Here is a 26540-nt window from a genome sequence, read left to right as displayed (position 1 = left end):
CTTACTACTTATTATTTAGTTGCTTTTTTCTTGTTAGCAACTGTTTTTCTTTTACCTTTTCTTGTACGAGAATTGTTTTTAGTTTTTTGACCGCGCAAAGGAAGGCCGTTACGGTGGCGTATACCGCGGTAGCAACCGATGTCCATCAAACGTTTAATGTTCAATTGGATTTCGGAGCGCAATTCTCCTTCAATTTTATAAGACGCAACTACTTCGCGAATGCGACTGATTTCGTCGTCATTCCATTCGCTTACTTTAGTGTCTTCGTTAACTTGAGCTCTTTCTAGAATTTCTTTAGCTCTACTTTTTCCGATACCAAAAATGTAGGTTAAACCAATAACCCCTCTTTTGTTTTTTGGTAAGTCAATACCTGCAATTCGTGCCATAATTATCCTTGTCGTTGTTTAAATTTAGGATTTTTCTTGTTAATTACGTACAATCGTCCTTTTCGGCGCACAATGATGCACTCGGAACTTCTTTTTTTAATTGATGCTCTAACTTTCATTTTGTTTTGTTTATATCAATAGAGTGCGCAAAAGTACAATTTTTTTTTGTAATAGCCACATTTTTAGCTAATAAAAATTCAAGAGTACTTGTAGTGCACTCGCGATTAAGCACAAAAAATCGTATTCAAAGTATTGAATACAAATAATTTAGGCTAAAAATACTACAAATAAAAAATTCTTAGTTTATGATTGTAATTTCTCACAGACACGGCTAAAAAGGGGTGTCTGTGAGAAATTATCAACCAGAAATATTGGAAGAATTCTCTTAATTAAAACTAATAACGGTAAGTGATTCGCGCTTTACTTAAGTCGTAAGGGCTCATTTCGAGTTTTACTTTATCACCAGGAAGAAGTTTTATATAGTGCATACGCATTTTTCCTGAGATATGAGCAATAACTACGTGACCGTTATCCAATTCGACTCTGAACATTGCGTTAGACAGGGCTTCTACAATAGTTCCGTCTTGTTCAATTGCTGCTTGTTTAGCCATATTAATTAAGATACTTTTCTATTTTTACCTGTTTTCATCAAACCATCATAATGGCGATTGAGCAGATATGAATTTACTTGTTGCATAGTATCAATAGCAACCCCTACCAAGATGAGAAGGGAGGTACCCCCGTAGAACAGCGCCCATTGGTCTTGCATACCGATAATTTTGAGCATTGAAGGGAAGATAGCTACCAAGGCAATACAGATAGAACCAGGTAGGGTGATGAGAGACATAATTTTGTCGAGATAATCACCAGTTTCTTTACCTGGACGTATACCTGGTATGAATCCGCCGCTGCGCTTCAGGTCATCGGCCATTTTGTTTGTAGGGACTGTAATAGCAGTATAAAAATACGTAAATAGTATAATCATAGCTGCAAAAAGGAGGTTGTACCAGAATCCGAATACATCGGAGAAAGCTGCTTGAACGCTTTTTGCGAACTCGGACTGGGAGAGTCCTGCAACGGTAGCTGGGATGAACATCAAAGCTTGTGCGAAGATGATAGGCATTACACCAGCGGCGTTGAGTTTAAGTGGGATGTATTGACGGGCACCGAAGACATTTCTTTGGTTAGCTACACCTCCATCGGCTGTTCTGCGCGCATATTGTACTGGAATTTGGCGTACTGCTTTGATCAAGTAGATACAAAGCAAGACAATGATAAACCAAAGAATTACCTCAATGAGTATGAGGAGAGGACCTCCAGTACCGGTAAGGCGAGAAGCGGTTTCAGACAAGAAAGCGCGGGGGAAGCGTGCGATGATACCGACCATAATGAGGAGGGATATACCGTTACCAATTCCTTTATCGGTGATTTTCTCACCTAACCACATTGCAAAAATAGTTCCTGTTACTAAGATAAGCACCGCAGGTACAATAAAATCGAGCCCCTTACCTAAAAGAAAAGCAGAATCAGGAACTCCTAATCTATTGATTCCGTACAAATATACGGGTGCTTGTACAATACATATTGCAATTGTAAGCCATCGAGTGATTTGGTTTATCTTTCGGCGACCACTTTCGCCTTCTTTTTGTAGTTTTTGAAGATAAGGAATAGCGATTCCCATCAGTTGGACTACGATAGAAGCGGATATGTAGGGCATAATCCCGAGCGCGAATACGGAGGCGTTAGAGAAAGCGCCACCGGTGAAAGCGTTGAGGATGTCGAGCAGGCCGCCACCTGATGTACGAGTAGCCAACTCGTGGAGTTGGGCAGAATCGATACCAGGGAGTACGACGTGAGCTCCGAAGCGATAAACTAACAAAATTCCGAGAGTTAAGATGATACGATTCTTTAACTCTTCAATTTTCCAAATGTTGGTCAGGTTCTCGATAAACTTCTTCATAAATTGAATATTACAAGGCTACAGCTTCGCCGCCAGCAGCTTCGATAGCCACTTTGGCGCTAGCAGTAAACTTATGAACAGATATTTTTAGCTTAGATTTTAGTTCGCCACCTCCTAATATTTTCACCAAGTCGGTATTTTTAGCGAGGTGTAGTTGAACTAAGGTTTCGATATCGACTTTATCGGTAATTTTACCGGCATCAACGAGTTCTTGGATGCGACCCAAGTTGATACCTACGTATTCTTTACGATTAAAGTTTTTGAAACCGAATTTTGGTACGCGTCGTTGTAGGGGCATTTGACCACCTTCAAAGCCAATCTTGTTAGAGAAGCCAGAACGAGACTTAGCACCTTTGTGGCCACGAGTAGCGGTTCCGCCTTTACCAGAACCTTGACCGCGGCCGACGCGCTTCCCTTCTCTGTGAATTGAACCCGCTGCGGGTTGTAGATTACTCAAGTTCATAACTTTGTATAAAAATATTATTTAATTTCTTCGACAGAAATTAAGTGTTTTACCTTATTGATCATACCAAGGATACTTGGTGTAGCGTCGTGTTCAACGGTTCTACCGATACGGGTAAGCCCGAGAGCCTCGAGGGTAAGCTTTTGGTCTTTAGGGCGTTTGATGCTACTTTTAATTTGTGTTACTCTAAGTTTTGCCATAGTTATAATAATTAACCTTTAAACAATTTATCTAAAGAGATGCCACGTTGAGCAGCAACTGTTTTAGCGCTACGCAACTGCAACAAAGCGTCGAAAGTAGCTTTCACCACGTTGTGAGGGTTAGAAGAGCCTTGAGATTTAGAGAGTACGTTGTGTACACCTACGGCTTCGAGGACAGCACGAACGGCACCACCAGCGATTACCCCAGTACCATCGGTAGCGGGTTGCAAGAATACACGAGCTCCGCCGTATTTACCTTTTTGTTCGTGAGGGAGGGTAGTACCATTAAGAGGGATACGCACTAAGTTTTTCTTAGCGTCTTCTACCGCTTTAGCGATAGCTTCGGAAACCTCTTTAGATTTACCCAGGCCGTGACCTACTACGCCGTTTTCGTCGCCTACTACTACGATAGCAGAGAAACCGAAAGCGCGACCACCTTTAGTTACCTTAGTAACGCGTTGTACTCCTACCAAACGGTCTTTTAGTTCAAGACCACTTGGTTTTACATATTCTACATTTTTATATTTCTGATACATAGTTATTAGAATTTAAGTCCGCCTTCTCTAGCACCGTCGGCTAATGATTTTACACGTCCGTGGTAAAGGTATCCTCCGCGATCGAAGGATACTTTTTCGATACCTTGTTTCAAAGCTTTTTCAGCAATAGTTTTACCGACCAATGCTGCTTTTTCAGTTTTAGTACCTTTTTGGGCACTAATTTCTTTATCGCGTGAAGATGCAGCCAACAGGGTAGTACCTTTAGTATCGTCTATGATTTGGACATAGATTTCGTTATTACTTCTGAACACAGCCAAACGAGGTTGTTCAGCAGTACCTTTCACTACTTTTCTGATTCTGCTTTTAATACGTTGTCTTCTTTCTATTCTTGATAATGCCATTGTTCTAACTATTAAGCTGATTTACCTGCTTTTCTTCTCAAGACTTCTCCTACGAATTTAACGCCTTTACCTTTGTAAGGTTCAGGTTTGCGGAAGCTGCGGATTTTGGCAGCTACTTGGCCGAGGAGTTGTTTGTCGTGAGATGTTAATTTAATGATAGGGTTTTTACCTTTCTCGTTAATTGTTTCAAGTTTAATTTCTTTTGGCAATTCGAGAATGATGTTGTGAGAGAAACCGAGGGCAAGATCGAGTTTTTGCCCTTGGTTAGCAGCACGGTAACCAACCCCTACTAACTCTAATTCTTTAGTGAAACCTTCGGAAACGCCAACGACCATATTGTGGACTAAAGCGCGGTATAGACCGTGTTTAGCGTTTTGATCTTTGGTAGTATCAGTAGTTTCAAAAACTAAATGACCATCTTCTTGCTTTACAGCAATGTCTTTAACCTCTTGGGTTAATTCGCCTAATTTCCCCTTAACGGTTACGACGTTATTATTGATAGTAACGGTAACGCCTGCGGGAATATTGATGGGTGCTTTACCTATTCTTGACATTCTTTATTGTCTTTTTATTGATTAGTAAACGTAACAAATTACCTCACCACCGATGTTGAGTTCTTTGGCTTTTTTGCCGGTCATCACTCCTTGAGAGGTAGAGATGATAGCGATTCCAAGGCCGTTCAATACGCGAGGGAGGTTATCAGCGCCCGCGTACTTTCTCAAGCCTGGGCGGCTGGCTCTTTCAATATGCCTAATAACGGGTTCTTTGGTCACTTTGTCATATTTGAGTGCTATTTTGATGGTACCTTGCACGGTAGAGTCATCAAATTTGTAGCTAAGGATGAATCCTTGGTCAAAAAGGATTTTAGTAATTTCCTTTTTGAGTTTAGAGGCAGGGATTTCCACGACTCTATGACCAGCGCTATTTGCATTTCTGATTCTTGTCAAATAATCTGCGATAGGATCTGTATACATAATTTTGTCCTTTTAAATTATTACCAACTTGCTTTTTTTACACCAGGAATTAATCCTTTGTTTGCCATTTCGCGGAATAACACACGTGAAATTCCAAAAGTGCGCATATATCCTTTAGGGCGGCCAGTAAGTTTGCAACGGTTGTGCAAGCGTACTGGAGAAGCGTTTTTAGGGATGAGCTGTAGGGCATCGTAGTCGCCAGCTTCTTTTAATGCTTTACGTTTAGCGGCGTATTTAGCCACCAACTTTTGTCTTTTCACCTCGCGGGCTTTCATTGATTCTTTAGCCATATACTTAGTTCTTTTTAAAAGGTAATCCTAATTCGCTTAATAATGATTTAGCTTCTTTATCAGTGTGAGCTGATGTAACGAAGGTAATGTCCATACCTGCAATCTTGTTGATTTTATCAATATCGATTTCAGGGAAGATGATTTGTTCGGTAACGCCTAAGTTATAGTTACCGCGACCATCGAAACCAGTTGCTTTCACGCCTTGGAAGTCTCTTACGCGGGGTAGCGCAGTGGTGATAAGGCGGTCAAGGAATTCGTACATTCTTTCGCCTCGTAGGGTAACTTTGGCGCCGATGGCCATACCTTTACGGAGTTTGAAAGAAGCTACGTCCTTTTTAGAGTAAGTGGGAACAGCTTTCTGACCTGTAATTTTGGTAAGTTCGTCAACGGCGTAGTCGATTTGTTTTTTATCGGTGACGGCTGAACCTACACCACGGCTCACAACTATTTTTTCAAGTTTAGGAACCTGCATTACGTTTTTATAGCCAAATTCTTGTTTAAGAGCCGCGATGATGCGCTCATTGTATTCTTGTTTTAATCTAGGTACGTAAGCCATATTATATTACTACATTAGATTTTTTAGAGATTCGCACTTTTTTACCGTCGCGCACTTCGAAACCTACACGAGTAACAGTTTTCGTTTTAGGGTCGATGAGTGCGAGGTTAGAAATGTGAATAGATGCTTCTTTTTCTACGATTCCACCTTGAGGGTTTTGAGCGTTAGGTTTAGTGTGTTTTTTCACTAAGTTAACTCCCTCAACGATCGCTCTGTTTTTCTCGCGATCTACGCGTAATACTTTGCCTTCAGAACCTTTGTGTTCACCGGCAATCACTCTTACGGTATCTCCAGTTTTAATTTTTAGTTTCATCATTTACTTTAGTTAAAAATTAAAGCACTTCTGGTGCTAATGAAACGATCTTCATAAATTGTTTATCACGAAGTTCGCGTGCTACGGGTCCGAATACACGGGTACCTCTCATTTCACCAGCTGCGTTCAAAAGGACGCAAGCGTTTTCGTCAAAACGGATGTAAGAACCGTCGGCACGGCGTACTTCTTTTTTAGTTCTTACAACCACCGCAGTAGAAACTTGACCTTTTTTAACGTTTCCGTTAGGGGTAGCTTCTTTGACGGTAACTACAATTTTATCGCCTACAGAGGCGTAACGGCGTTTAGTACCGCCGAGTACGCGGATAGTAAGGACTTCTTTAGCGCCAGTATTATCGGCTACTTTTAGTCTTGATTCTTGTTGTACCATAATTACTTAGCTCTTTCAATGATTTCTACTAATCTCCAGCATTTGGTTTTACTAAGTGGGCGAGTTTCCATAATTCGCACAGTATCACCAATATTGCAATCGTTTTTTTCGTCGTGCGCAACGTATTTTTTGGTGCGCAACACGAACTTACCGTACATAGGGTGTTTTACACGTTTCACTTCGGAAACGACGATAGATTTATCCATTTTGTTGCTTGTAACAACCCCTATTCTTTCTTTTCTTAAATTTCTTTTTTCCATAAGGCAGGTTCGAATTATTGTAATTCACGTTTAGTTAGCTCACAAGCCAATCTCGCGATAGTTCTTCTTACGTTACGTAATTGAATTGGTTTTTCCAATGACGAAATTGCGTGTGCCATTTTCAAATCTGCATACGATTTCTTGTATTCACCAAGCTTTTCTTGTAGCTCAGTTATTGTCAATTTGTTAATTTCAGACTGTTTCATTGTTCTTTAATTAATTTTGATAATCTCTTGCTACAACGAATTTGGTTTTCACGGGTAGTTTTTGAGCGGCGAGACGTAGTGCTTCTTTAGCCACGTCAAAAGGTACGCCACCTACCTCGAACATTATTCTTCCGGGTTTCACTACTGCAGCCCAGTATTCAACGGCACCTTTACCTTTACCCATACGTACTTCCAAAGGTTTTTTGGTAATAGGTTTATCTGGGAAGATTTTGATCCAAAGTTGCCCTTCACGTTTCATATAACGAGTAGCGGCTACACGAGCGGACTCGATTTGGCGTGAAGTGATGAATGCTGAATCCAGCGATTTGATTCCGAAAGTACCATTAGAAAGGAGCGCACCGCGGTGGGCAACGCCTTTCATTCTGCCTTTTTGTTGTTTACGATATTTCGTTCTTTTTGGCTGTAACATCTTTCTTGTTCTTTAAAAAATTACTTTTTGCGACGTGCTCTTTTGGGTGCATTACCCGCGGGCTTGTCATTAGATTTACCAGAGAAGTTTCCGCCAGTAGCTTTTTTAGTCATACCTACGAGGGGAGAGAGTTCTCTTTTACCATAGATTTCGCCTTTCATAATCCACACTTTGATACCCATACGGCCATAAGTAGTGTGAGCTTCGTCAATAGCGTAATCAATATCAGCTCTAAAGGTTGAAAGAGGGATACGACCTTCTTTAAAACTTTCAGAACGTGCCATTTCAGCACCATTCAAACGTCCTGAAATCATCACCTTGATACCTTCGGCGTTCATACGCATAGCAGAAGCGATTGCCATTTTGATAGCGCGTTTGTAAGAAACGCGTCCTTCGATTTGGCGAGCGATACTTGAAGCTACGAGAGCAGCGTCGAGTTCGGGGCGTTTGATTTCAAAAATGTTGATTTGGATGTCTTTACCGGTGATTTTTTTGAGTTCTTCTTTAAGCTTGTCTACCTCCTGGCCGCCTTTACCGATGATGATACCAGGGCGAGCGGTGGTGATAGTAACGGTTACAAGTTTAAAGGTACGCTCGATAATCACGTGAGCAACACTAGCTTTAGATAAACGAGCGAGTACATATTTTCTGATTTTGTCATCTTCAGCAAGTTTATCACCGTAATCATTGCCGCCATACCAGTTAGACTCCCATCCTCTGATAATTCCTAGGCGATTTCCGATTGGATTTGTCTTTTGTCCCATAGTTTATCTTTAGCTTTCTGTGTTAAAATTTTTAGCTCCGAGCACGATAGTTACGTGGTTAGAGCGTTTTCTAATTCTGTGTGCTCTTCCTTGTGGAGCGGGGCGTAAACGTTTAAGGATAGCGCCGCCATCCACGCGGATTTCTTTGATGAATAATCCAGCTTCTTCCAAGTTAGCGTTCTCGTTTTTAGCTTGCCAGTTAGCGATAGCTGAAAGCAATAATTTTTCTAAACGAGCTGCTGCTTCTTTTTGGTTGAATTTCAAGATAGCCAAGGCTTTGTCTACTTGCACGCCGCGTACGAGGTCAGCGACGAGTCGCATTTTGCGGGGTGAAGTAGGGCAGTTATTTAACTTTGCGAAAGCCAAGCTTTTTTTAGCTTCTTTAATTTCGTCTGCTCTTAATTTTTTTCTAACTCCCATAGCCTTAATTATTTTTTACCTTTATTTTTTGCACCTGCGTGTCCGCGGAAAGAGCGGGTAGGTGAAAATTCTCCTAATTTATGTCCCACCATATTTTCAGTGATGTATACAGGGACGAACTGACGACCGTTGTGCACAGCGATAGTTTGGCCAACGAAGTCTGGAGTAATCATAGAAGCGCGTGACCAAGTTTTGATAACGGTTTTCTTACCAGACTGTATATTTTGTTGGATTTTCTTTTCCAAGCTATAGTGAACGTAAGGTCCTTTTTTTAATGAACGTGCCATTTGTTAGTCTCTTATTTTTTTCTGCGTTCTACAATATACTTATTAGATGCTTTGGTTTTAGAGCGAGTTCTATAACCTTTAGCTGGGATGCCTTTGCGTGAACGTGGGTGACCACCAGTAGCGCGACCTTCACCACCACCCATTGGGTGATCAACAGGGTTCATAACTACTGCACGTGTGCGAGGACGGCGTCCTAACCAGCGAGAGCGACCAGCTTTACCAGAAAGCACCAATTGGTGGTCGGAGTTTGATACGGCTCCAATAGTTGCGAGGCAAGTGAGGAGGATCATACGGGTTTCACCAGAGGGTAATTTCACGGTAGCATACTTACCATCTTTTGCCATAAGTTGGGCAAAAGTACCTGCAGAACGAGCGATGTTAGCTCCTTGTCCAGGGCGCAATTCAATACAAGAAATTACAGTACCGAGTGGGATTTGAGAGAGCGGCATTGCATTACCGATTTCGGGAGCAACGTTTTCTTGTCCAGAAACGATAACTTGGTCAACTTTAAGGCCGGCAGGAGCGATGATGTAGCGCTTTTCGCCGTCGGTGTATTGAACAAGTGCGATGAATGCTGTTCTGTTCGGGTCGTACTCGATAGAAACGACTTTGGCATCCACGCCAAATTTGTTGCGTTTGAAATCGATGATACGGTACTTTCTTTTATGACCACCACCAATGTAACGCATGGTCATTTTTCCTTGATTGTTTCTACCACCAGTCTTTTTCAACGGAAGGAGCAAGCTTTTTTCCGGCTTATCAGTAGTAATGGTGTCGAATTCGTTTACTACTCTAAAACGCTGACCGGGGGTAATCGGTTTTAATTTTCTAACTGACATTTTTGTCTAATTGATAAATACTTAAATATTACTATAAAAATCTATAGTTCCGTCTTCAACTTGCACGACTGCTTTTTTGAAAGCGTTAGTTTTGCCGATTTGCAAGCCTGTTTTCGTATAACGAGTAGATCGTTTAGGGCCGTAGTTAAGGGTACGTACGGATTTCACTTTAACGCCATAAGTAGCTTCAACTTCATTTTTGATTTGAATCTTGTTAGCGTCCTTAGCGACTACGAAAGTGTAGCAGTTTCTCAACTCGCCATTTTCGTTAGCTTTTTCTGTATTTACAGGTTTAATTAATACGCTCATTTTCTTCTTATTTTGTTAAAATTGACTCTAAAACTGCTACTGAGCTCTCAGTAAGTACTACATTAGTAGCGTTCACCACTTGGTAAGTGTTTAATTCAGAAGCGGTTACTACGCTGCTTTTGGGTAGGTTACGAGAGGACAAATATACGTTATTATTTGTATTTGGCAACACAAAAAGTGATTTTTTATTTTCGAGGCCTAATGATTTTACAACAGCGGTAAAATCTTTAGTTTTAGGAGCATCGAAGTTTAAATCTTCAACTACAACGAGGGCTTGGTTTTGGAGTTTAGCGCTGAGGGCAGAACGGCGAGCCAAGCGTTTTACGTTTTTAGTAAGTTTTTGTGTATAGTCTTTAGGACGAGGTCCGAAAATACGGCCACCACCCGCAAATACAGGAGATTTTACGCTACCTGCACGAGCTGTACCAGTACCTTTTTGTTTTTTAATTTTGCGAGTACTACCAGCGACTTCGTTTCTTTCTTTAGCCTTGTGAGTACCTTGACGTTTGTTAGCTAAATAGCGTTTCACATCTAAGTATACTACGTGATTGTTAGGCTCAATACCGAACACAGCATCAGAAAGGGTTACCTTTCTACCTGTTTCTTTTCCTTGTATGTTTAATACTGCTACTTCCATTATTTGTGAATAGTTACGTAAGCATTTTTGTGGCCAGGGATGCAACCTTTTACAACGAGAAGGTTTTTCTCAGCAACCACTTTTAATACTTTCAAGTTTTGTACTGTTACCTTTTCAGCTCCCATACGTCCAGCCATACGCATACCTTTGAATACGCGAGAAGGGTAAGACGAAGCACCTACTGAACCGGGTGCTCTAAGACGGTTGTGCTGACCGTGAGTAGTTTGGCCTACCCCACCGAATCCGTGGCGACGAACAACGCCTTGGAAACCTTTACCTTTAGAAGTACCTGTAATATCCACAAATTCGCCTTCGGTAAAGAAATCAACGGTGATAGTATCACCTAATTTGTACTCTTGTTCAAAACCTTGGAATTCAACAACTTTTTTCTTAACAGAAGTACCTGCTTTTTTGAAGTGACCAAGCTCAGCTTTGGTAGCACGTTTTTCTGCTTTGTCATCGAAACCAAGCTGAAGAGCATCATAGCCATCAACCTCTTTGGTTCTGACTTGGGTAACTACGCAAGGACCTGCTTCGATGATGGTACAAGGTACGTTTTTACCGTTCTCATCAAAAATGCTGGTCATTCCTACTTTTTTTCCGATTAACCCAGACATAAAATTAAATATTTGTTATTAAGTTATTACTTGTTATAGGCCATAGGCCTTAGGCCACAGGGGTACAGATTATAAATGTTTCAGGGTCAAAAAATGCCCGAGGCTTTTTAACCCTGAATCATTTTTATCCGTTTTTCCCTAACCCGCAGTTTCGGGACATTTTAGTAAAGTTATCAAACTTTAATCTCTACTTCTACACCACTTGGCAATTCCAATTTCATCAAAGCATCAATAGTTTTTGATGATGAGCTGTAGATGTCGAGGAGACGTTTATGAGAGCTCAATTGGAACTGTTCACGCGCTTTTTTATTTACGTGAGGTGAGCGCAACACAGTAAAGATTTTTTTGTGTGTAGGTAACGGAATAGGTCCTGTAACTACTGCACCTGTTGATTTTACTGTCTTTACGATTTTCTCAGCAGACTTATCTACCAAGTTGTGATCGTAAGATTTTAACTTTATTCTTATTTTTTGTTGATTACTCATTTTTACAATAAATTAGTTGCCTCTGGCGTTTTTAATTACTTCATCTGCAATATTTGAAGGAGTTTCTGCATAATGAGAGAACTCCATTGTTGAAGTAGCACGACCTGATGAAAGAGTACGAAGCGCTGTCACATAACCGAACATCTCAGAAAGAGGGACAAACGCTTTGATTACTTTAGCACCGTTACGGTCGTCCATATTGTTTACTTGGCCACGACGGCGGTTCAAGTCGCCCACGATATCACCCATATTTTCTTCAGGAGTAATTACTTCGAGTTTCATAATAGGTTCCATCAATACAGCTTTTGCAGCGCGAGCAGCTTCTTTGTAACCCAATTTGGCTGCCAACTCAAATGACAATGAGTCTGAATCCACAGGGTGGAAAGATCCATCAATAAGAACAATCTTCATTGAGTCCATTTCAAAGCCTGCCAAAGGACCATTCTTCATTGCTTCTTTGAAACCTTTCTCAACCGATGGAATATACTCTTTAGGAATGTTACCCCCTTTGATTTCGTTTACGAACTCAAGGCCTACTTTACCTTCTTCGGCTGGTTCCATACGGAATACGATGTCGGCAAATTTACCACGACCCCCTGTTTGTTTTTTGTAGACTTCGCGGTGATCAGCTTTACCAGTGATAGCCTCTTTGTATTCTACTTGAGGTTGACCTTGGTTTACTTCCACTTTGAACTCGCGTTTGAGGCGATCAACGATGATATCTAAGTGCAACTCACCCATACCAGAGATGATAGTTTGCCCAGAGGCTTGGTCAGTTTTCACTTGGAAAGTTGGGTCTTCTTCAGCCAATTTAGCGAGAGCCATACCCAATTTATCAACATCGGCTTTAGTTTTAGGTTCAACAGCGATACCAATTACAGGGTCAGGGAATACCATACTTTCAAGTACGATAGGGTATTTCTCATCGCAAAGAGTATCACCAGTTTTGATATCTTTAAAACCAACAGCAGCCCCGATATCACCAGCTTCGATATATTCGATAGGATTTTGCTTATTAGCGTGCATTTGGTAAATACGAGAGATGCGCTCTTTGTTGTTAGAACGAGTGTTCAACACGTAAGAACCTGCATCAAGGTGACCAGAATATGCACGGAAGAATGCCAAGCGACCTACATAAGGGTCGGTTGCGATTTTAAATGCCAAGGCAGAGAAAGGAGCGTCAACGGCAGGTTTGCGCAAAGCAACTTCGCCAGTTTCAGGGTTAGTACCCTCGATAGCTTCTTTGTCAAGAGGTGAAGGCAAGTAGCGGCAAACGGCGTCGAGCATAAATTGTACTCCTTTGTTTTTGAATGATGAACCGCACACCATTGGGATGATAGCCATATCCATTACGGCAGCGCGCAATGCTTTGTGAATTTCGTCCTCGGTAATAGAATTTTCATCTTCCATAAATTTTTCGAGAAGACCTTCATCGTAACCCGCAACTTCTTCGATAAGTTGAGCGCGGTATTTAGCGACATCTTCTTTCATTTCAGCAGGAATTTCTACTACGTCAAAAGTAGAACCAGAGTTTTCTTCGTGCCAAACGATAGCGCGGTTTTTGATCAAATCAACAACTCCTTTGAAGTCAGCTTCGTCGCCGATAGGCAATACGATAGGCACAGCGTTAGATTTGAGCATATCTTTCACTTGGTTGCAAACGTTGAGGAAGTTAGCCCCTTGGCGGTCCATTTTGTTTACAAATCCAATACGTGGCACTTTGTAGTTGTCGGCCAAGCGCCAGTTAGTTTCAGATTGAGGTTCAACACCATCAACGGCAGAGAAGAGGAACACCAATCCGTCGAGCACGCGAAGAGAGCGGTTTACTTCCACAGTAAAATCCACGTGGCCTGGGGTATCGATAATGTTAAAGTGATACTCTTTAGCGTCGGCAGTAGGTTTACCATTTTCAGTAGGGAAGTTCCATTTACAGGTGGTTGCAGCTGATTGGATAGTGATACCGCGTTCAGCTTCTTGTTCCATCCAGTCCATTGTTGAAGCTCCATCGTGTACTTCACCGATTTTGTGCGTCTTACCTGTATAGAACAGGATACGCTCAGTAGTGGTGGTTTTACCGGCATCAATGTGTGCGGCAATACCTATGTTTCTTGTATATTTTAAATCTCTACTCATCGTGTTAATTAAAATCTAAAGTGTGAGAACGCTTTGTTAGCTTCAGCCATACGGTGCGTATCCATTTTTTTCTTCACGGCAGCACCTTCTTCTTTAGAGGCAGCAATGATTTCGGCAGCCAATTTCTGAGCCATTGATTTCTCATTGCGCTTGCGAGCGAAACCGATGAGCCATTTCATCGCCATAGACACTTTACGGTCGGGGCGTATTTGCATAGGGATTTGGAACGTAGCACCACCCACACGACGTGAACGTACTTCAACGTGAGGCATCACATTGCTAAGAGCGTCTTTCCAAACTTCTAATGCCGACTTTTCGTCGTTATTTTTCTTTTGTTCTACAATGTCAATCGCGTCGTAGAATACTTTAAAAGCCACTGATTTTTTACCATCCCACATAAGGTTATTCACAAAACGAGTAACCAATTGGTCATTAAACTTAGGATCTGGTAAAAGGGGGCGTTTTTTAGCCTGTCTTTTTCTCATTTCTTTTTTAGTTAAAAGATTTTGTGTGTTAAATTACTTTTTCTTTTTGTCGGCGGGAGCTGCTTGTCCTGGTTTAGGGCGTTTCGCACCGTATTTAGAACGGCGTTGCGTTCTACCTGCTACACCAGCCGTATCGAGAGCACCACGAACAATGTGGTATCTAACACCTGGTAAATCTTTTACCCTTCCGCCTCGTACCAATACTATCGAGTGCTCTTGGAGGTTGTGACCTTCACCTGGGATGTAAGCGTTCACCTCATTGCCATTAGTCAAACGAACACGCGCTACTTTACGCATAGCTGAGTTCGGCTTTTTAGGCGTTGTGGTATACACACGAGTACAAACACCTCGGCGTTGTGGGCACGAATCCAAAGCAACCGATTTACTCTTCTTGGTAATTCTGGTTCTTCCTTTTCGTACTAATTGTGAAATTGTTGGCATAATTTACAATACTATATATATTTGTTTATTTGTTTACTTATTTAGAAATTAAAGATATTAAGGTTAGAAATTAGCATAAATGTCATATCACCTATACTTTTATACCTATTATCTAATTCAAAGCGGGTGCAAAAGTACAACTATTTTTTGAAACTGCAAAACTAATTGAATGATAAGTGATAAGATGTAATAAATAAGATATAATATACACTAAGAAATTTTCCATAAACAAAACACACAAACAACCGTTGAATATCAAATGTTTATGGGTTAAATACTTGCGAAACACCTTATATTATAACAACTTACACCTCCTTTATTTTTGTTACAAATATCACAAAATAATTTATACTTTTTAATTGAGAAAAGAAAAAATTATGTGTTAGGGAGAAAGTGAAGCGCTTCTACCTTTTACAAAAAACAATAGAGAACCTCTATTTAAGTAACAAATTAGGATTCTCTTAACTCTATTTTTGTGTAGCTAATCTCAAAAAATAGCTCCCGCTGAACTCCATATTTGTTTCTCAAATTTCGTTGTAGGGAAGTACGCTAATAACAGATAGGGCTATAATCTCTATAAAAAATAAAACTTTTCTTTCTGAAAATATAGCACAATACACCAAATATACAATACACCCCCACAAAAGTAACGCAAGGCTAACGAATACTTAATATCATATATTCCTATCACAAGATACTTACCATTAAGTGAAAATTCGTGAGATTCATAAACGACTTTAGCCTTATGTCGAACTCACCCTAACACCCCAATCTCACCTATATTTTTTGGAGATTCTCAGAGCCCTTCTGAAAACTTCAAACCGTTCTACTCGTCCACTCTTGCCCATCTTACACTTTCTCTTTTGCTAATTTTTAAGTTCAATTGCCTATGTGGCTCACTCCCATTTGCTTATTTTCTAATTTGCTAATCTGCTATTTCTCTCCGCCAGTCCTGCTACAGCCTCTCCCCCAACTGTCGCGCTACAAACCTTCCTTTTCTTTCGTCTCGAAACCCTGTTTTTGGCATTATTGGCATTATTATATTATATTATTAATTAATTATTTACACAGCCTTTGTATAGCAATCGTCCAAGATTCGTATAAGCTTCCTATAAGCTTTGTATAAGCTAAGCATAAGATTTCTTCAAACAAAAAAGTAACTTCCTCTGCTATTTGAAGTTTCGTTTTCTTACCTTTAGTTAAACACCAAACATAAAAAAGACGGTGTAAAAAACACCGTCTTTCTTTCCCGTTTTATGTTAATTTTAAACCGTCAAGTTTTTCTACTCTCTCAATGTAGCCCCTAATTGCTTTTCAAAAGCAACTTGTAAGCGTTGCATCGTCTTGTCAATTTGCTTATCAGTAAGAGTTTTATTGTCGTCTTGGAGTACAAAACTAAGGGCGTAACTCTTCTTGCCTTCCGGTAGTTTGTCGCCTTGGTATACATCAAAAAGGTTTACGTGTTTTAAAAGGTCTTTCTCAGTAGCGTAAGCCACTTTATAAAGGTCAGCAAAGGCTACTTTCTCATCAATAAGAAGAGCTAAGTCACGACGTACTTCGGGGTATTTAGCAATTTCTTTGTACACAACTTTATGTTCTTGCACTTGTGCTAAAATCACTTCCCAATATAGGTCAGCTACAAGCACCTCTTGTTTGATACCAAAATCTTTAAGTACTTTGCTCTTAACTACCCCTATCGTTCCCAAAAGGGTCTCCCCTATTTGCCAACGGAACCCTTCGGCACTCACAGCATCATTAGTTTCCAAAGATAAGGCAGTAATTCCTTGTAAACCGAAACGTTCAAAAAGCGCTTCAACAACTCCTTTAAGCTGGAAGAAAGACGTTTTTTGTACAGGAGCTCCCCAATGTTCAGTCTGACTATTACCAGTGAGATAGATCACCAAGTGTTTATCTTCAGTATACTTACCGTCGATATAATGATAGTTCTTACCAAACTCGAATAACTTTAAATCAGAGCGCTTGCGATTGTTATTGTAGGCAATAACTTCTAAGCCTGAAAACACAAGGTTTTTGCGCATATAACCCAAATCGCTGCTAAGTGGATTGAGGAGTTTTACAGCTTGTGCTGGATTTTCGGTATAAGTAGTGATTTCTTTTTCGGACACGAGACTATTGGTCATTATCTCAAAGAAGCCTTGAGCCACCAACTGTTCCGCTGCTACATTTTGCACATTAAGGTCAGTATACTTAGATGAATGCGACATAGTAGCATTCACTTTTTCACTAATAGCAATATTGTTATAGCCATAGATACGGAGAATTTCCTCAATCACATCAGCTTCACGCTGCACGTCTACACGATAAGAAGGTACTAAGAGACCTAAACCGCGTTCAGTAAGCGAATTGACTTTAATATCAAGAGAGTGCAAAATTGATTTAATAGTATCACGTGAAATCTTCTGACCAATAAGCTTATCGACGTTCTCAAAGGCGAGAAACACCTGAAAGTCTTCTTGCTTTTTAGGGTAAAAGTCGATGACATCAGAAGAAATGACTCCTCCAGCGATGTTTTCAATGAGCACCGCAGCGTACATTAGGGCATATTTACAGTCTTCGATATTGATACCGCGTTCAAAACGATAAGAAGCATCGGTATTGATGCCGTGGCGTTTGGCAGTTTTGCGTACGGCTACAGGGTCAAAATAAGCACTTTCTAAGAAGACATTACGGGTAAAATTAGTAATACCTGAGTTTTCACCTCCTAATACCCCTGCTATACACAAAGGCTTTTCGGCATCGCAAATCATAATATCCTCACTGCTGAGAGTACGTTCTACCCCGTCGAGGGTTTTAAACTTGGCTCCTTCTACAGCGTTCTTTACAATCACCTTGCGTCCAATGATATGGTCGGCATCGAAAGCGTGGAGCGGTTGCCCCATACCGTGTAGCACATAGTTGGTAGCATCTACTACGTTGTTTTTAGGCGTGATACCAATAGCTTTCAATTTGTTTTGCAACCATTCAGGCGATTCGGCGACACGCACATTGCTAATGGTTACACCTGTGTAGCGAGGTACGAGTTTTTTATTCTGTACTTCAATATCTATTTTAAGGGAACGGTTATCGACGTGGAATTTGGTAATAGAAGGGGTGATAAGCTCTAAGGAAGTACCTTTTTGCATCAATCCTGCACGGAGGTCGCGGGCTACACCGTAATGGCTCATTGCATCGGCGCGGTTAGGGGTAAGACCTATTTCAAACACTTCGTCGGTTTCTATATTGAAGACTTTTGAGGCAGGGGTTCCTACTTCCCATTTGTCATCAAGTACCATAATACCATCGTGACTTTCGCCTAAGCCGAGTTCGTCTTCAGCGCAAATCATTCCAAAGCTCTCTTCACCACGAATTTTTCCTTTCTTAATTTCAAAAGGTTTGCCTTCTTTGTCGTATAGCACCGTACCAATGGTCGCTACAGGTACTTTCTGCCCTTGGGCTACATTGGGTGCCCCACAAACGATTTGCAAAGGTGCTTCAGCTCCTACATCTACTTTAGTGATTTTTAGTTTATCGGCGTTGGGGTGTTTTTCGCATTCGAGTACGTGCCCCACGACTACGCCTTTGAGCCCGCCTTTAACGCTTTCGAAGGCTTCAATGCCTTCTACTTCCAAACCTAAATCAGTAAGAATCACTGCTGTGTCTTCAGCAGGCATTTCTAACTTCAAATATTGCTTTAACCAGCTATATGATATTTTCATAGTTCTTTTTTTTCAATCTTCAATTAAGTGCCACTAAACTTTGCCAAAGTTTGAAACTTTGGCAAAGTGTATACCCTGCAAAAGCGACTCTTTACGCTTCACTTTTGATTACTGTTTATAACCCTTAGTTATTACAGAGTGCAAAAGTAATACTTTTAGTAATAATCACAAAAAAAGCTATTCAAAAAAATGAATAGCTTTTGAAAAATAATCAGTTTAACCAAAAATTAGTCGTTTTTCTTCTTCAAGTTTTCGGTTACTTGGGCTGAAGCGGTGAATGAGGTAATCATATTATTGAGCATCTCACTACCTGCTTCGGGTGAGTTAGGGAGTAGGATAAGATTACTATTGGTTTGCTGACCTACGGCTTGGAGGGTATCGTAGTGTTGAGTAACCACGATAAGGGCGGAGGCTTCTTGCGAGCTAATGCCTACCTTGTGGAGCACATCTACGCTTTCTACGAGTCCGCGTGCGATTTCGCGACGTTGGTCGGCGATACCTTGACCTTGGAGGCGTTTGCTTTCGGCTTCAGCTTTTGCTTTTTCGACGATAAGGATGCGTTGTGCATCACCTTCATACTGAGCGGCTACTTTTTCGCGTTCGGCTGCGTTGATGCGGTTCATAGCGGCTTTTACTTGTGCATCGGGGTCGATATCAGTTACCAAGGTTTTGATGATGTCATAGCCATAGGTTTCCATAGATTCTTGCACTTCGCGTTTTACAGCGATGGCGATATCATCTTTTTTGACAAACACATCGTCGAGTTTCATTTTAGGCACTTCGGCACGGACTACGTCGAATACATAGCTGGTAATCTGGTCGTGTGGGTATTCGAGCTTATAGATAGCGTCGTATACTTTTTCTTTGATGACCACGAACTGTACTGACACTTTGATTTTGACGAATACGTCGTCGAGGGTTTTGGTTTCTACAATCACATCGAGCTGTTGGATTTTAAGGCTGATGCGTGCGGCTACTTTATCGATAACAGGTATTTTCATTTGCAAGCCTGAGTGACGGATGCTCATAAATTTACCGAAACGTTCTACTGACACGGCGGTTTGTTGGCGCACGGTGAAGAAAGTAGATAGCAAAAATACTAATGCTAAAAAGATTAAAACATAAGGTATATACATAATATGAAACTTTATGGGTTATTTTTCGGCTACAAATGTATATTCTTTTTTTGAATTGTGCAAGAAAAATGAAAAAATTAGTTGCGAGGTCGTAGCACGAAAGGCTGGTGCGAGCCGTACGGGCTATAAGGGGGAGTTTGGACGAGTCGGGCGAGTTGGACATTTCAGACTTGTTGGAGAAACTACGGAAAACTCTGAGGGTCTCAGAAGGGAGATTAGGAAGAAGAAAGATATCGGAGGAATTCAAAAGAGAGGAGGAGGTGATTTTGGTGAAAAAGGGCTATAAGAAGGGTACGCTTAGCTTATACAAAGCTTATAGGAAGCTTATACGAATCTTGGACGATTGTTATACAAAGGGTGTATAAGTGGTTGATTAATACTGTAATACAATAATACTAAAAATGCCAATAATAGGGTTTCGAGACGAAAGAAAGAGAAATAGGCGATAGGCCTTAGGTCATAGGCACTAGGAGATAACCTCCCCCTAGCCCCCTCAATGAGGGGGAATGTGGTGACGGAAAGGAGAAGGGATAATTAGGAAACTAGCAAATTTGGAAATGAGAAAATTGGGAGGTGTGGGGTCTTGGCATAGGCAATAGGGGATAACCTCCCCCTTTACACATACCCAGCTGTCGCTGGCTACCTCCAAAGGGGGAATGTAGTGACGGAAAGGAGAAGAAATTGCGAGAGACGAATGACAAATGACGAAAGGTGAGGCGATGGAAAAGTTTATGGCGAATAGCTATAAAATAGAAAAAGCTACCCCTCGAAGGTAGCTTTTCCTATTTAAGCAATAAAAATTATGTTATGAAAGATGTTATTTTAGACATTATTCAGTAGGAATACCATCGGCTTGTGCTGGCCAATATGGATTTGGATAAACAACCGAAGTGGCTATATTGCCGCCTTTGGAAGTACGCAAGAAGTTCTCAAAACCAATAGGTGATAGGTAGTGTGCTTTTGTCCAAGTAATACCATTGTAATACAAGTTATTTTGTTGTATAATTTGGTAAGGACGAATGTACACGCTCAATGTTTTTGCCGATATATTAGGGCTAGCAGCAGGTAAAGCTATTAATTTAGAAGTGCCATCAGTATTCTTATAAGTATCCTTATCATACATACTTGTCCAAAGATTCATTCCTTCTATTTGATAATTGCGGAGCTGATCCATAGCGCGCCAACGACGAAGGTCGTTATTGCGCATTCCCTCAGCTATGAACTCACAACGGCGTTCACGACGAATATTATACAAAGTAGCATCTACCTTTTGCCCTGCTGAATAGACCGCCCAGTCGTTTTCTTTGGTAAGGTCGGTAGCGGCTATAGTAGCACTATAATCCTCACTCACTCCAGCACGAGCGCGTAAAGCTTTCCAATAACGGCTAGCATCATTATCAAGGCTATTGTTTTTTACATAGCAAGCTTCAATATAGTTAAGGTAAGCCTCAGCGGCACGGAATACTATACAACCTGTCTCAGTAAGCACTGCATCGGTAAGGTACTTAGCATCGCCATTCAATCCTTTTTTTACGTCGTATCCTGTTACCGATTTTCTTTCAACTATTGAGTTGATAATGTCAGGATAGTTATTCACTTGCTGAGTAACAGCCAAATAATCACCTGGTACACGCATAAAGAGTTGCAAGCGCTCATCTCTGTTTACTTTTACAGTAGTAAGATCGGTATCACCTTGGTAGCCAGAGCCATTGGCGTAAATAGGTAAACCGTTTTTCATCAAGAAAGCATCTACAAAACCACGTGTATAGCCACTGTTACCACCACCAGTCAAGAAACCATTGGTATAATGTCCTACACTTTTTTCAGCACTGTACTGTCTCCAAAACAACACTTCTGAATAGCCTGATAGACTATTGTCTCCATACATTTTGAAATAAGGATTACTAAATACATCAGCACCAGTAGTATTGTGGTTATTGGTTACTAATGGAAAGGCATCGGCTACAGCTTTGGCAGAAGCCATTGCTTCTGTCAAAAAGTAATTAATTTCAGTGTCTATGTTAATAGAAAATCCTGATAAGTAAGGTATATTAGCTCCTGGCCAACCAGCACCTCCTGGCACATGGGCTGTACCTTTGTGATATTTGAGCCAAGTACCTTCAAAAAGAGCTACACGCGAGCGGAAAAGCTGAGCAACTTCTTTGCTGATACGGTTTTTACCTTCCACAGGACTTGATTTTAATAAACTGATAGCTTTGTCTAAATCTTCTAAGATAAAGCGGGCTACCTCATTGCGAGGGCGACGTTTGGAAGCTTCTATTAGCTCGTCTTCATTATCGGGAAGTACTGTTTTTACAATAGGAAAATCTCCGTAATATTCTAAACGATTAAAATATTCATAAGCTCTCAAAAAGTAAGCTTCTCCCAAATAATGTTTGATATTAGCAGGATTTCCTACTACTTTTCCTTCCTCTATTTTTGGGGTTACTTCTGCTATAAAATAGTTGATAGCTCTGATATTCCCAAAAGCATACCCATCAGTTCCAGTAGGTACGTGCCATTGCCCTTTTAGCCATGCAACATTAGGATTTCTATCAGCTTGGTTATCAGTACCATTATCTGCTTTGAAACGCCCTATACTATATCCTCCGTGAGTAGGAAAATTATAATAACTAATGGTATACGCCGCCATATCCGATTCGGTATTGAAATACTGTTGAGGAGTGATGTTTGATAATGGCTCTCTATCCAAAAACTTATTACATCCTATAAGCCCTACCGAAAAGGTAGCTATGATTATATTTTTATATATCTTTTTCATCGTATTAGTCTTTTAGAAGGTTAAACTTAATCCTGTTGAAATCACTCTTGAAAGAGGGTATAGCTTACCTTGTCCCCAAGAACCTCCATTGGCTTCTGGGTCGAATATCTTAGAGAGTTTGGTAAAGGTAAATACGTTATCGGCTGAGATATAAATTCGCAAATTGTCTATACCAATAGTTTTCATAATATCAGAAGGGAAGTCGTAACCTAATTGTATATTTTTCAAACGCACATAGGCTGCATTTTGTACCCAACGAGTTTGACCCACAAAGTTCTTTCCTCCACCGTCCATAGTAGGACGTGGATAATACGCATCTACATTAGGACCAAAAGGACTATCAGTACCTTCGGGACGGAAGTAATCTAAATGTTCTTTAAAACCTGCTGATTGCCATACGTTTTGGTTAGCTCCTCTAAAATAAGGAGAGTCGTTGAAGATTAAATCGCGCTTCCCTGTACCTTGCCAAAACATACTGAAATATACATTTTTGTATTTCAAATCAACAAGTAGTCCAAAATTATAGCGAGGAGTAGTGTTTCCTATAATTTTTCTGTCACCTGGGTCATTCACAGTATTAGAACCTCCGTTGATTTTACCATCACCATTGAGGTCTTCGTACATTATATCACCTGCTGCCCAGTTGTTCCCCAAAGCACTTTGGTCGTGTGTTTTTAACCATTCGGTCATCTCGGCATCACTTTTAGCAATGCCACGTGTTTGGTAGCCCCATATTTCACCTAAATACTGTCCTTCGTAATAATTTCCTAAGGAGTTATTCTTGTTAGGGTATTTTGTAACTTTTTGACGGCTGTCGGTAAGATTAGCTTTAATGTTGTACGAGAAATTCTCGCCTATTTTGTCATTCCAGCTGGTTATAATTTCAAATCCGTTTGACACCATATCGGTATTGTTGATACGAGCAGGAGCTGTACCTAATACAGGAGGCAGTTGAGGGGCAGGACCTACCATATTATAGGTTTTACGGCTAAACAATTCAAAAGTAAACTTAAAACGGTTTTTTAAAGCTGTTAGGTCAAAACCAGCATTCCAAGAAGCTACTTTTTCCCAGGTAAGAGTAGAGGCTATTAACCCTGGAGCGTAGGCTGTATTGGTCTTATCTCCATTGAGTAGCCAATTACCATTGTTAGCCCCTATATTCATTGTTTGATAGAAAGGATACCAGCTATCAGTATTTTGGTTACCCAATTCTCCATAAGAACCTCTTAGCTTAAACTCACTTACCGCTTCGCCAAATTTACCAAGGTGTCCCCAAAAGCTTTCTTTGGCAATATTCCAACCGACAGAAGCTGAAGTAAACAAGTTCCAACGTTGGTCGCGCAAGAAACGGCTACTACCGTCATAACGAGCATTCACTTCCAATAAGTATTTGCTGTCGTAATTGTAGTTGAGCCTACCAAAGAAACCTGCGGTCGACCAGTGTTGATAATCTCCACTTACATCATCATTCTTTCCTCCTGTAGTGTTGAGTGAAAGAGAGTTTTTGCTGTATATCTCGTCGCGAGAAGCAGAAAATTGACGTGATTTGAATAGCTCTGATTGAAAACCTGCTAATGCAGTAACTGTATGTTTCTTAATCTCTTTAGTATAAGATGAATATATATTAGTATTAAAGAAGTTGTAACGAGCTGCCCATTCACTTACTTTTGAATGTCCAGCAGGGGCTTCCCCATCGCGTGAAATAGGAATAGGTTCACCGTGTAAACCATATTTGTAGATAGGCAAGTAGTACCAATTATTAAAGATAGTAGAAGTGCGGTAGTTGAGCTCTACATTGGTTACCCATCCTTTTATAGGATTGAATACCAAAGCTAATTGTTGGGTAAGTCCATCACTTTGTGTTTTATCACGACCCTCATTGAGCTGTGCAATTTCATTACCGTTCATATAATGACCATTAGGGTCTTTAAGTGGTAAGGTAGGCCAACGTCTGGCTATGTTGTGGAAAAACAAACCTCCTAAATAAGAAGAACGAGAGAAATCTCTGCGACTGAAACGTGAGTTGTAATTCAACTTTAAATAAGGAAGTATTTGTGCTGATATCTTTCCTTGTGCTGAGTAACGTGACATTTTATCGGTATTATAACGCGATAACCCCTCAGCATCAAGCCAACCTAATGACACGTAATATTGTATCTTTTCAGTACCACCACGAGCTGTAAAATTGTGTTCTTGCGAAGGAGTGGAAGTTCTATAAAACTCTTTAAACCAATCTACATTTGCCCAACTTTGCTTGTAGTCATTCCAAGCACCATTTCCATCTTTGGTTGGGTTCCAATCGGTAGCATCTTTTAGTTTTCCTTCCTTATAAGCCTTTATTTTATCAAGAATACGATCTTCAAATACAGGAGCCCCTCCGTTATTTTTTTGAGCTTCGTTAAAATAGTTAGCAAAATCTTCTGAATCCAACATTTCAGGAAGGCCTACGGGTGAAGCAAGGCGGTAATTAGTACTATAATTCATCACCATTCTACCATCTTTACCTGATTTTGTAGTTACTAAAATCACTCCAAAAGCCGCACGCGACCCATAAATAGAAGCCGAAGCTGCATCTTTCAATACCGAAATACTTTCTATATCATTAGGATTTAAAGTATTCATATCACCTTCCATACCATCTATAAGTACTAACGGACTGGCACTGGATCCTGACCCAATAGTACCTGTACCACGAATATTGAATGAAAGGTTACTGTCCAACTGTCCGCCTCCATTTCCTACAGAGAAGTTCACCCCAGAAACGTTCCCCTGTAGGGCTTGGGTTACGTTGTTTACGGGGCGATTCTCTAATGCTTTGGAATCTACTGAGGTTACTGCACCTGTAAGGTTTTCTTTCTTTTGAGTAGCAAACCCCACCACTACCACTTCGCTGAGTTGCTGGGTATCTTCTTTTAGCTGTACATTAACTGTATAAGAATTACCCCCCCCTACAACTTTTTTAGTTTGGGTAGTAAACCCTACAAAGCTAAACTCGAGCACATCATCTGTTTTGGCTTGGATTTGGTAATTACCGTCAAAATCAGTAGATGTACCGTGCGTAGAGCCTTTAACCACTACGGAAACACCGGGTAAAGGCGTTTTTTTATCGTCAGTAACTTTACCTTTTACTGAGATGGTTTGTGCCATAAGAGTTGTTAAAAAGCAACCTAACACAAACATAACAAATGTTAAATACTTTTCTTTCATAAGTTTGGCTATTAAATGAAATTTACGGCGTAAAAGTACAACTATTTATTATACTTACCAAATAATTATAGCTAATATTTTTAAATAATTTTATATAATTCCTTAAATAAAGAGGATAATCATATGAATTACAATACATAAGGAGAAAATAAAAGAAAGTGTATTTATTATTAATTTTAACACTTTTCAAAAGAAAAAGGAAGAAAGTGTGAGGTCGTAGCACGACGGGCGGAGAAAATGAGAAAATGAGAAAATGAGAAAATGAGAGAATGAGAAAATGAGGGAATTTGGAAATGAGTAAAGGAGTAAATATTATTAGTTTATTCAACTTTGGCAAAGTTTAAGATGAAAAAGCGATGTGTTGGGACTGTTAGGAGGATTCGGAAGGAAACAGAAAAGAGCGGAAGAGGAAAGGGAGAGTTTTTGATGAAAAAAGGCTGTAAGATGGGTGGGGTTAGCTTATAGAGAGCTTATAGGAAGCTTATACGAATCTTGGACGATTGGTATAGAAAGGGTATATAAATAGTTGATTCATAACATAATACAACAAGGCTAAAAATGGTAAAAATGGGGTTTCGAGGCGAAAGAAAGAGGAAGAGGCGCTAGGCCTTAGTCCATAGGCACTAGGAGATAACCTCCCCCTTTACACATACCCAGCTGTCGCTGGCTACCTCCAAAGGGGGAATGTGGTGACGGGGAAGCGAAAGAAACCTCCCCCTTTTACACATACTCCGCTCTTGCGGACTTCCTCCCCAAGGGGGAGCGTAGTGAAGGAAAAGTGTGACCCACACAGGCAGGTGTCAGTCGTACGGGCAATGAGGAATGAACGACAAATGACGAGGGTGAGACGGTGAAAAAGTTTTATGAGGTAGGTTAAAAAAGAGGGTGCTATCGGAGAGACTTAGGGGAGGGAAAAGAGAGACGTGGTAGAATAGGTGTTTATAAAGAAGCTTTTGAG

Annotated in this window: 32 protein-coding genes; all 32 read right to left on the bottom strand. The window is 40.5% G+C overall.

Annotated elements, in window-relative coordinates; all coding sequences use genetic code 11:
• Positions 1 to 11: 11 nt before the first annotated feature.
• The 32 genes from rpsM to RCZ04_RS01685 all read right to left on the bottom strand — a co-directional run bounded on the left by rpsM (position 12) and on the right by RCZ04_RS01685 (position 25582).
• A complete protein-coding gene (gene rpsM / locus RCZ04_RS01840) occupies positions 12 to 386 on the bottom strand; it encodes a 30S ribosomal protein S13 (protein WP_460484224.1) in 375 nt (124 codons plus the stop codon).
• A gap of 2 nt (positions 387 to 388) precedes the next feature.
• Positions 389 to 505, bottom strand: a complete 117-nt coding sequence (gene ykgO / locus RCZ04_RS01835; protein ID WP_002676536.1) for a type B 50S ribosomal protein L36 — start codon at positions 503 to 505, stop codon at positions 389 to 391.
• Between the two features lie 276 nt (positions 506 to 781).
• Positions 782 to 997 (bottom strand): translation initiation factor IF-1, encoded by a 216-nt coding sequence (gene infA / locus RCZ04_RS01830; RefSeq protein ID WP_002675066.1) that lies wholly within the window; start codon positions 995 to 997, stop codon positions 782 to 784.
• Positions 998 to 1002: 5 nt separating this feature from the next.
• Positions 1003 to 2346 carry a preprotein translocase subunit SecY gene (gene secY, locus RCZ04_RS01825; protein ID WP_460484223.1) on the bottom strand — a complete coding sequence of 448 codons (1344 nt, stop codon included), beginning with the start codon at positions 2344 to 2346 and terminating at the stop codon, positions 1003 to 1005.
• A gap of 10 nt (positions 2347 to 2356) precedes the next feature.
• A complete protein-coding gene (rplO, locus tag RCZ04_RS01820) occupies positions 2357 to 2809 on the bottom strand; it encodes a large ribosomal subunit protein uL15 (RefSeq protein ID WP_460484222.1) in 453 nt (150 codons plus the stop codon).
• Positions 2810 to 2826: 17 nt separating this feature from the next.
• Positions 2827 to 3009 carry a 50S ribosomal protein L30 gene (rpmD, locus tag RCZ04_RS01815; protein ID WP_460484221.1) on the bottom strand — a complete coding sequence of 61 codons (183 nt, stop codon included), beginning with the start codon at positions 3007 to 3009 and terminating at the stop codon, positions 2827 to 2829.
• Between the two features lie 11 nt (positions 3010 to 3020).
• Complete coding sequence (rpsE, locus tag RCZ04_RS01810) at positions 3021 to 3545, bottom strand: 30S ribosomal protein S5 (protein ID WP_460484220.1); 525 nt, start codon at positions 3543 to 3545, stop codon at positions 3021 to 3023.
• 5 nt (positions 3546 to 3550) lie between these two features.
• Positions 3551 to 3907: a 50S ribosomal protein L18 gene (gene rplR, locus RCZ04_RS01805; RefSeq protein ID WP_460484219.1), complete on the bottom strand. Its 357-nt coding sequence runs from the start codon at positions 3905 to 3907 to the stop codon at positions 3551 to 3553.
• An 11-nt stretch (positions 3908 to 3918) separates the two neighbouring features.
• On the bottom strand, positions 3919 to 4461 hold the full coding sequence (gene rplF / locus RCZ04_RS01800) for a 50S ribosomal protein L6 (protein ID WP_460484218.1): 543 nt from the start codon (positions 4459 to 4461) through the stop codon (positions 3919 to 3921).
• 21 nt (positions 4462 to 4482) lie between these two features.
• Positions 4483 to 4881 (bottom strand): 30S ribosomal protein S8, encoded by a 399-nt coding sequence (gene rpsH / locus RCZ04_RS01795; RefSeq protein ID WP_460484217.1) that lies wholly within the window; start codon positions 4879 to 4881, stop codon positions 4483 to 4485.
• Positions 4882 to 4901: 20 nt separating this feature from the next.
• Positions 4902 to 5171 carry an uS14 family ribosomal protein gene (gene rpsN / locus RCZ04_RS01790; RefSeq protein WP_460484216.1) on the bottom strand — a complete coding sequence of 90 codons (270 nt, stop codon included), beginning with the start codon at positions 5169 to 5171 and terminating at the stop codon, positions 4902 to 4904.
• A gap of 4 nt (positions 5172 to 5175) precedes the next feature.
• The gene (rplE, locus tag RCZ04_RS01785) at positions 5176 to 5727 is read right to left on the bottom strand and encodes a large ribosomal subunit protein uL5 (RefSeq protein WP_460484215.1); all 552 of its coding nucleotides are present in this window, start codon (positions 5725 to 5727) and stop codon (positions 5176 to 5178) included.
• 1 nt (position 5728) lies between these two features.
• The gene (gene rplX / locus RCZ04_RS01780; RefSeq protein WP_460484214.1) at positions 5729 to 6043 is read right to left on the bottom strand and encodes a 50S ribosomal protein L24; all 315 of its coding nucleotides are present in this window, start codon (positions 6041 to 6043) and stop codon (positions 5729 to 5731) included.
• Between the two features lie 16 nt (positions 6044 to 6059).
• Entirely contained in the window at positions 6060 to 6428 is a 369-nt protein-coding gene (rplN, locus tag RCZ04_RS01775) for a 50S ribosomal protein L14 (RefSeq protein WP_002675043.1), read from the bottom strand.
• Between the two features lie 2 nt (positions 6429 to 6430).
• Complete coding sequence (rpsQ, locus tag RCZ04_RS01770; protein WP_002675041.1) at positions 6431 to 6688, bottom strand: 30S ribosomal protein S17; 258 nt, start codon at positions 6686 to 6688, stop codon at positions 6431 to 6433.
• A 14-nt stretch (positions 6689 to 6702) separates the two neighbouring features.
• Positions 6703 to 6894: a 50S ribosomal protein L29 gene (gene rpmC / locus RCZ04_RS01765; RefSeq protein WP_106099184.1), complete on the bottom strand. Its 192-nt coding sequence runs from the start codon at positions 6892 to 6894 to the stop codon at positions 6703 to 6705.
• A gap of 10 nt (positions 6895 to 6904) precedes the next feature.
• Entirely contained in the window at positions 6905 to 7324 is a 420-nt protein-coding gene (gene rplP, locus RCZ04_RS01760; RefSeq protein WP_460484213.1) for a 50S ribosomal protein L16, read from the bottom strand.
• 20 nt (positions 7325 to 7344) lie between these two features.
• Positions 7345 to 8088, bottom strand: a complete 744-nt coding sequence (gene rpsC, locus RCZ04_RS01755; protein WP_460484212.1) for a small ribosomal subunit protein uS3 — start codon at positions 8086 to 8088, stop codon at positions 7345 to 7347.
• A 9-nt stretch (positions 8089 to 8097) separates the two neighbouring features.
• The gene (gene rplV, locus RCZ04_RS01750; RefSeq protein ID WP_460484211.1) at positions 8098 to 8508 is read right to left on the bottom strand and encodes a large ribosomal subunit protein uL22; all 411 of its coding nucleotides are present in this window, start codon (positions 8506 to 8508) and stop codon (positions 8098 to 8100) included.
• Positions 8509 to 8516: 8 nt separating this feature from the next.
• Positions 8517 to 8795 (bottom strand): 30S ribosomal protein S19, encoded by a 279-nt coding sequence (rpsS, locus tag RCZ04_RS01745; RefSeq protein WP_460484210.1) that lies wholly within the window; start codon positions 8793 to 8795, stop codon positions 8517 to 8519.
• 11 nt (positions 8796 to 8806) lie between these two features.
• The gene (gene rplB / locus RCZ04_RS01740; protein WP_460484209.1) at positions 8807 to 9634 is read right to left on the bottom strand and encodes a large ribosomal subunit protein uL2; all 828 of its coding nucleotides are present in this window, start codon (positions 9632 to 9634) and stop codon (positions 8807 to 8809) included.
• Positions 9635 to 9655: 21 nt separating this feature from the next.
• On the bottom strand, positions 9656 to 9943 hold the full coding sequence (gene rplW, locus RCZ04_RS01735; protein ID WP_460484208.1) for an uL23 family ribosomal protein: 288 nt from the start codon (positions 9941 to 9943) through the stop codon (positions 9656 to 9658).
• 7 nt (positions 9944 to 9950) lie between these two features.
• Positions 9951 to 10580: a 50S ribosomal protein L4 gene (gene rplD, locus RCZ04_RS01730; RefSeq protein WP_460484207.1), complete on the bottom strand. Its 630-nt coding sequence runs from the start codon at positions 10578 to 10580 to the stop codon at positions 9951 to 9953.
• Entirely contained in the window at positions 10580 to 11197 is a 618-nt protein-coding gene (rplC, locus tag RCZ04_RS01725) for a large ribosomal subunit protein uL3 (protein WP_460484206.1), read from the bottom strand. The genes rplD and rplC overlap by 1 nt, the downstream gene beginning before the upstream one ends.
• Positions 11198 to 11370: 173 nt before the next feature.
• On the bottom strand, positions 11371 to 11682 hold the full coding sequence (gene rpsJ, locus RCZ04_RS01720) for a small ribosomal subunit protein uS10 (RefSeq protein WP_460484205.1): 312 nt from the start codon (positions 11680 to 11682) through the stop codon (positions 11371 to 11373).
• Between the two features lie 12 nt (positions 11683 to 11694).
• Positions 11695 to 13815 (bottom strand): elongation factor G, encoded by a 2121-nt coding sequence (fusA, locus tag RCZ04_RS01715; RefSeq protein ID WP_460484204.1) that lies wholly within the window; start codon positions 13813 to 13815, stop codon positions 11695 to 11697.
• An 8-nt stretch (positions 13816 to 13823) separates the two neighbouring features.
• Entirely contained in the window at positions 13824 to 14300 is a 477-nt protein-coding gene (gene rpsG, locus RCZ04_RS01710) for a 30S ribosomal protein S7 (protein WP_106095968.1), read from the bottom strand.
• 33 nt (positions 14301 to 14333) lie between these two features.
• The gene (rpsL, locus tag RCZ04_RS01705) at positions 14334 to 14741 is read right to left on the bottom strand and encodes a 30S ribosomal protein S12 (protein WP_002675007.1); all 408 of its coding nucleotides are present in this window, start codon (positions 14739 to 14741) and stop codon (positions 14334 to 14336) included.
• 1283 nt (positions 14742 to 16024) lie between these two features.
• Positions 16025 to 18457, bottom strand: a complete 2433-nt coding sequence (gene pheT, locus RCZ04_RS01700; RefSeq protein WP_460484203.1) for a phenylalanine--tRNA ligase subunit beta — start codon at positions 18455 to 18457, stop codon at positions 16025 to 16027.
• Between the two features lie 227 nt (positions 18458 to 18684).
• Positions 18685 to 19593: an SPFH domain-containing protein gene (locus RCZ04_RS01695; protein ID WP_460484202.1), complete on the bottom strand. Its 909-nt coding sequence runs from the start codon at positions 19591 to 19593 to the stop codon at positions 18685 to 18687.
• 829 nt (positions 19594 to 20422) lie between these two features.
• Entirely contained in the window at positions 20423 to 22375 is a 1953-nt protein-coding gene (locus RCZ04_RS01690; RefSeq protein ID WP_460484201.1) for a RagB/SusD family nutrient uptake outer membrane protein, read from the bottom strand.
• Positions 22376 to 22387: 12 nt separating this feature from the next.
• On the bottom strand, positions 22388 to 25582 hold the full coding sequence (locus RCZ04_RS01685) for a SusC/RagA family TonB-linked outer membrane protein (RefSeq protein WP_460484200.1): 3195 nt from the start codon (positions 25580 to 25582) through the stop codon (positions 22388 to 22390).
• Positions 25583 to 26540: the final 958 nt, after the last annotated feature.

It is taken from the genome of Capnocytophaga sp. HP1101 (assembly GCF_054772415.1).
Note: the sequence above shows the minus strand (reverse complement) of the source record. Positions and strands in the feature narration are given on the sequence as shown.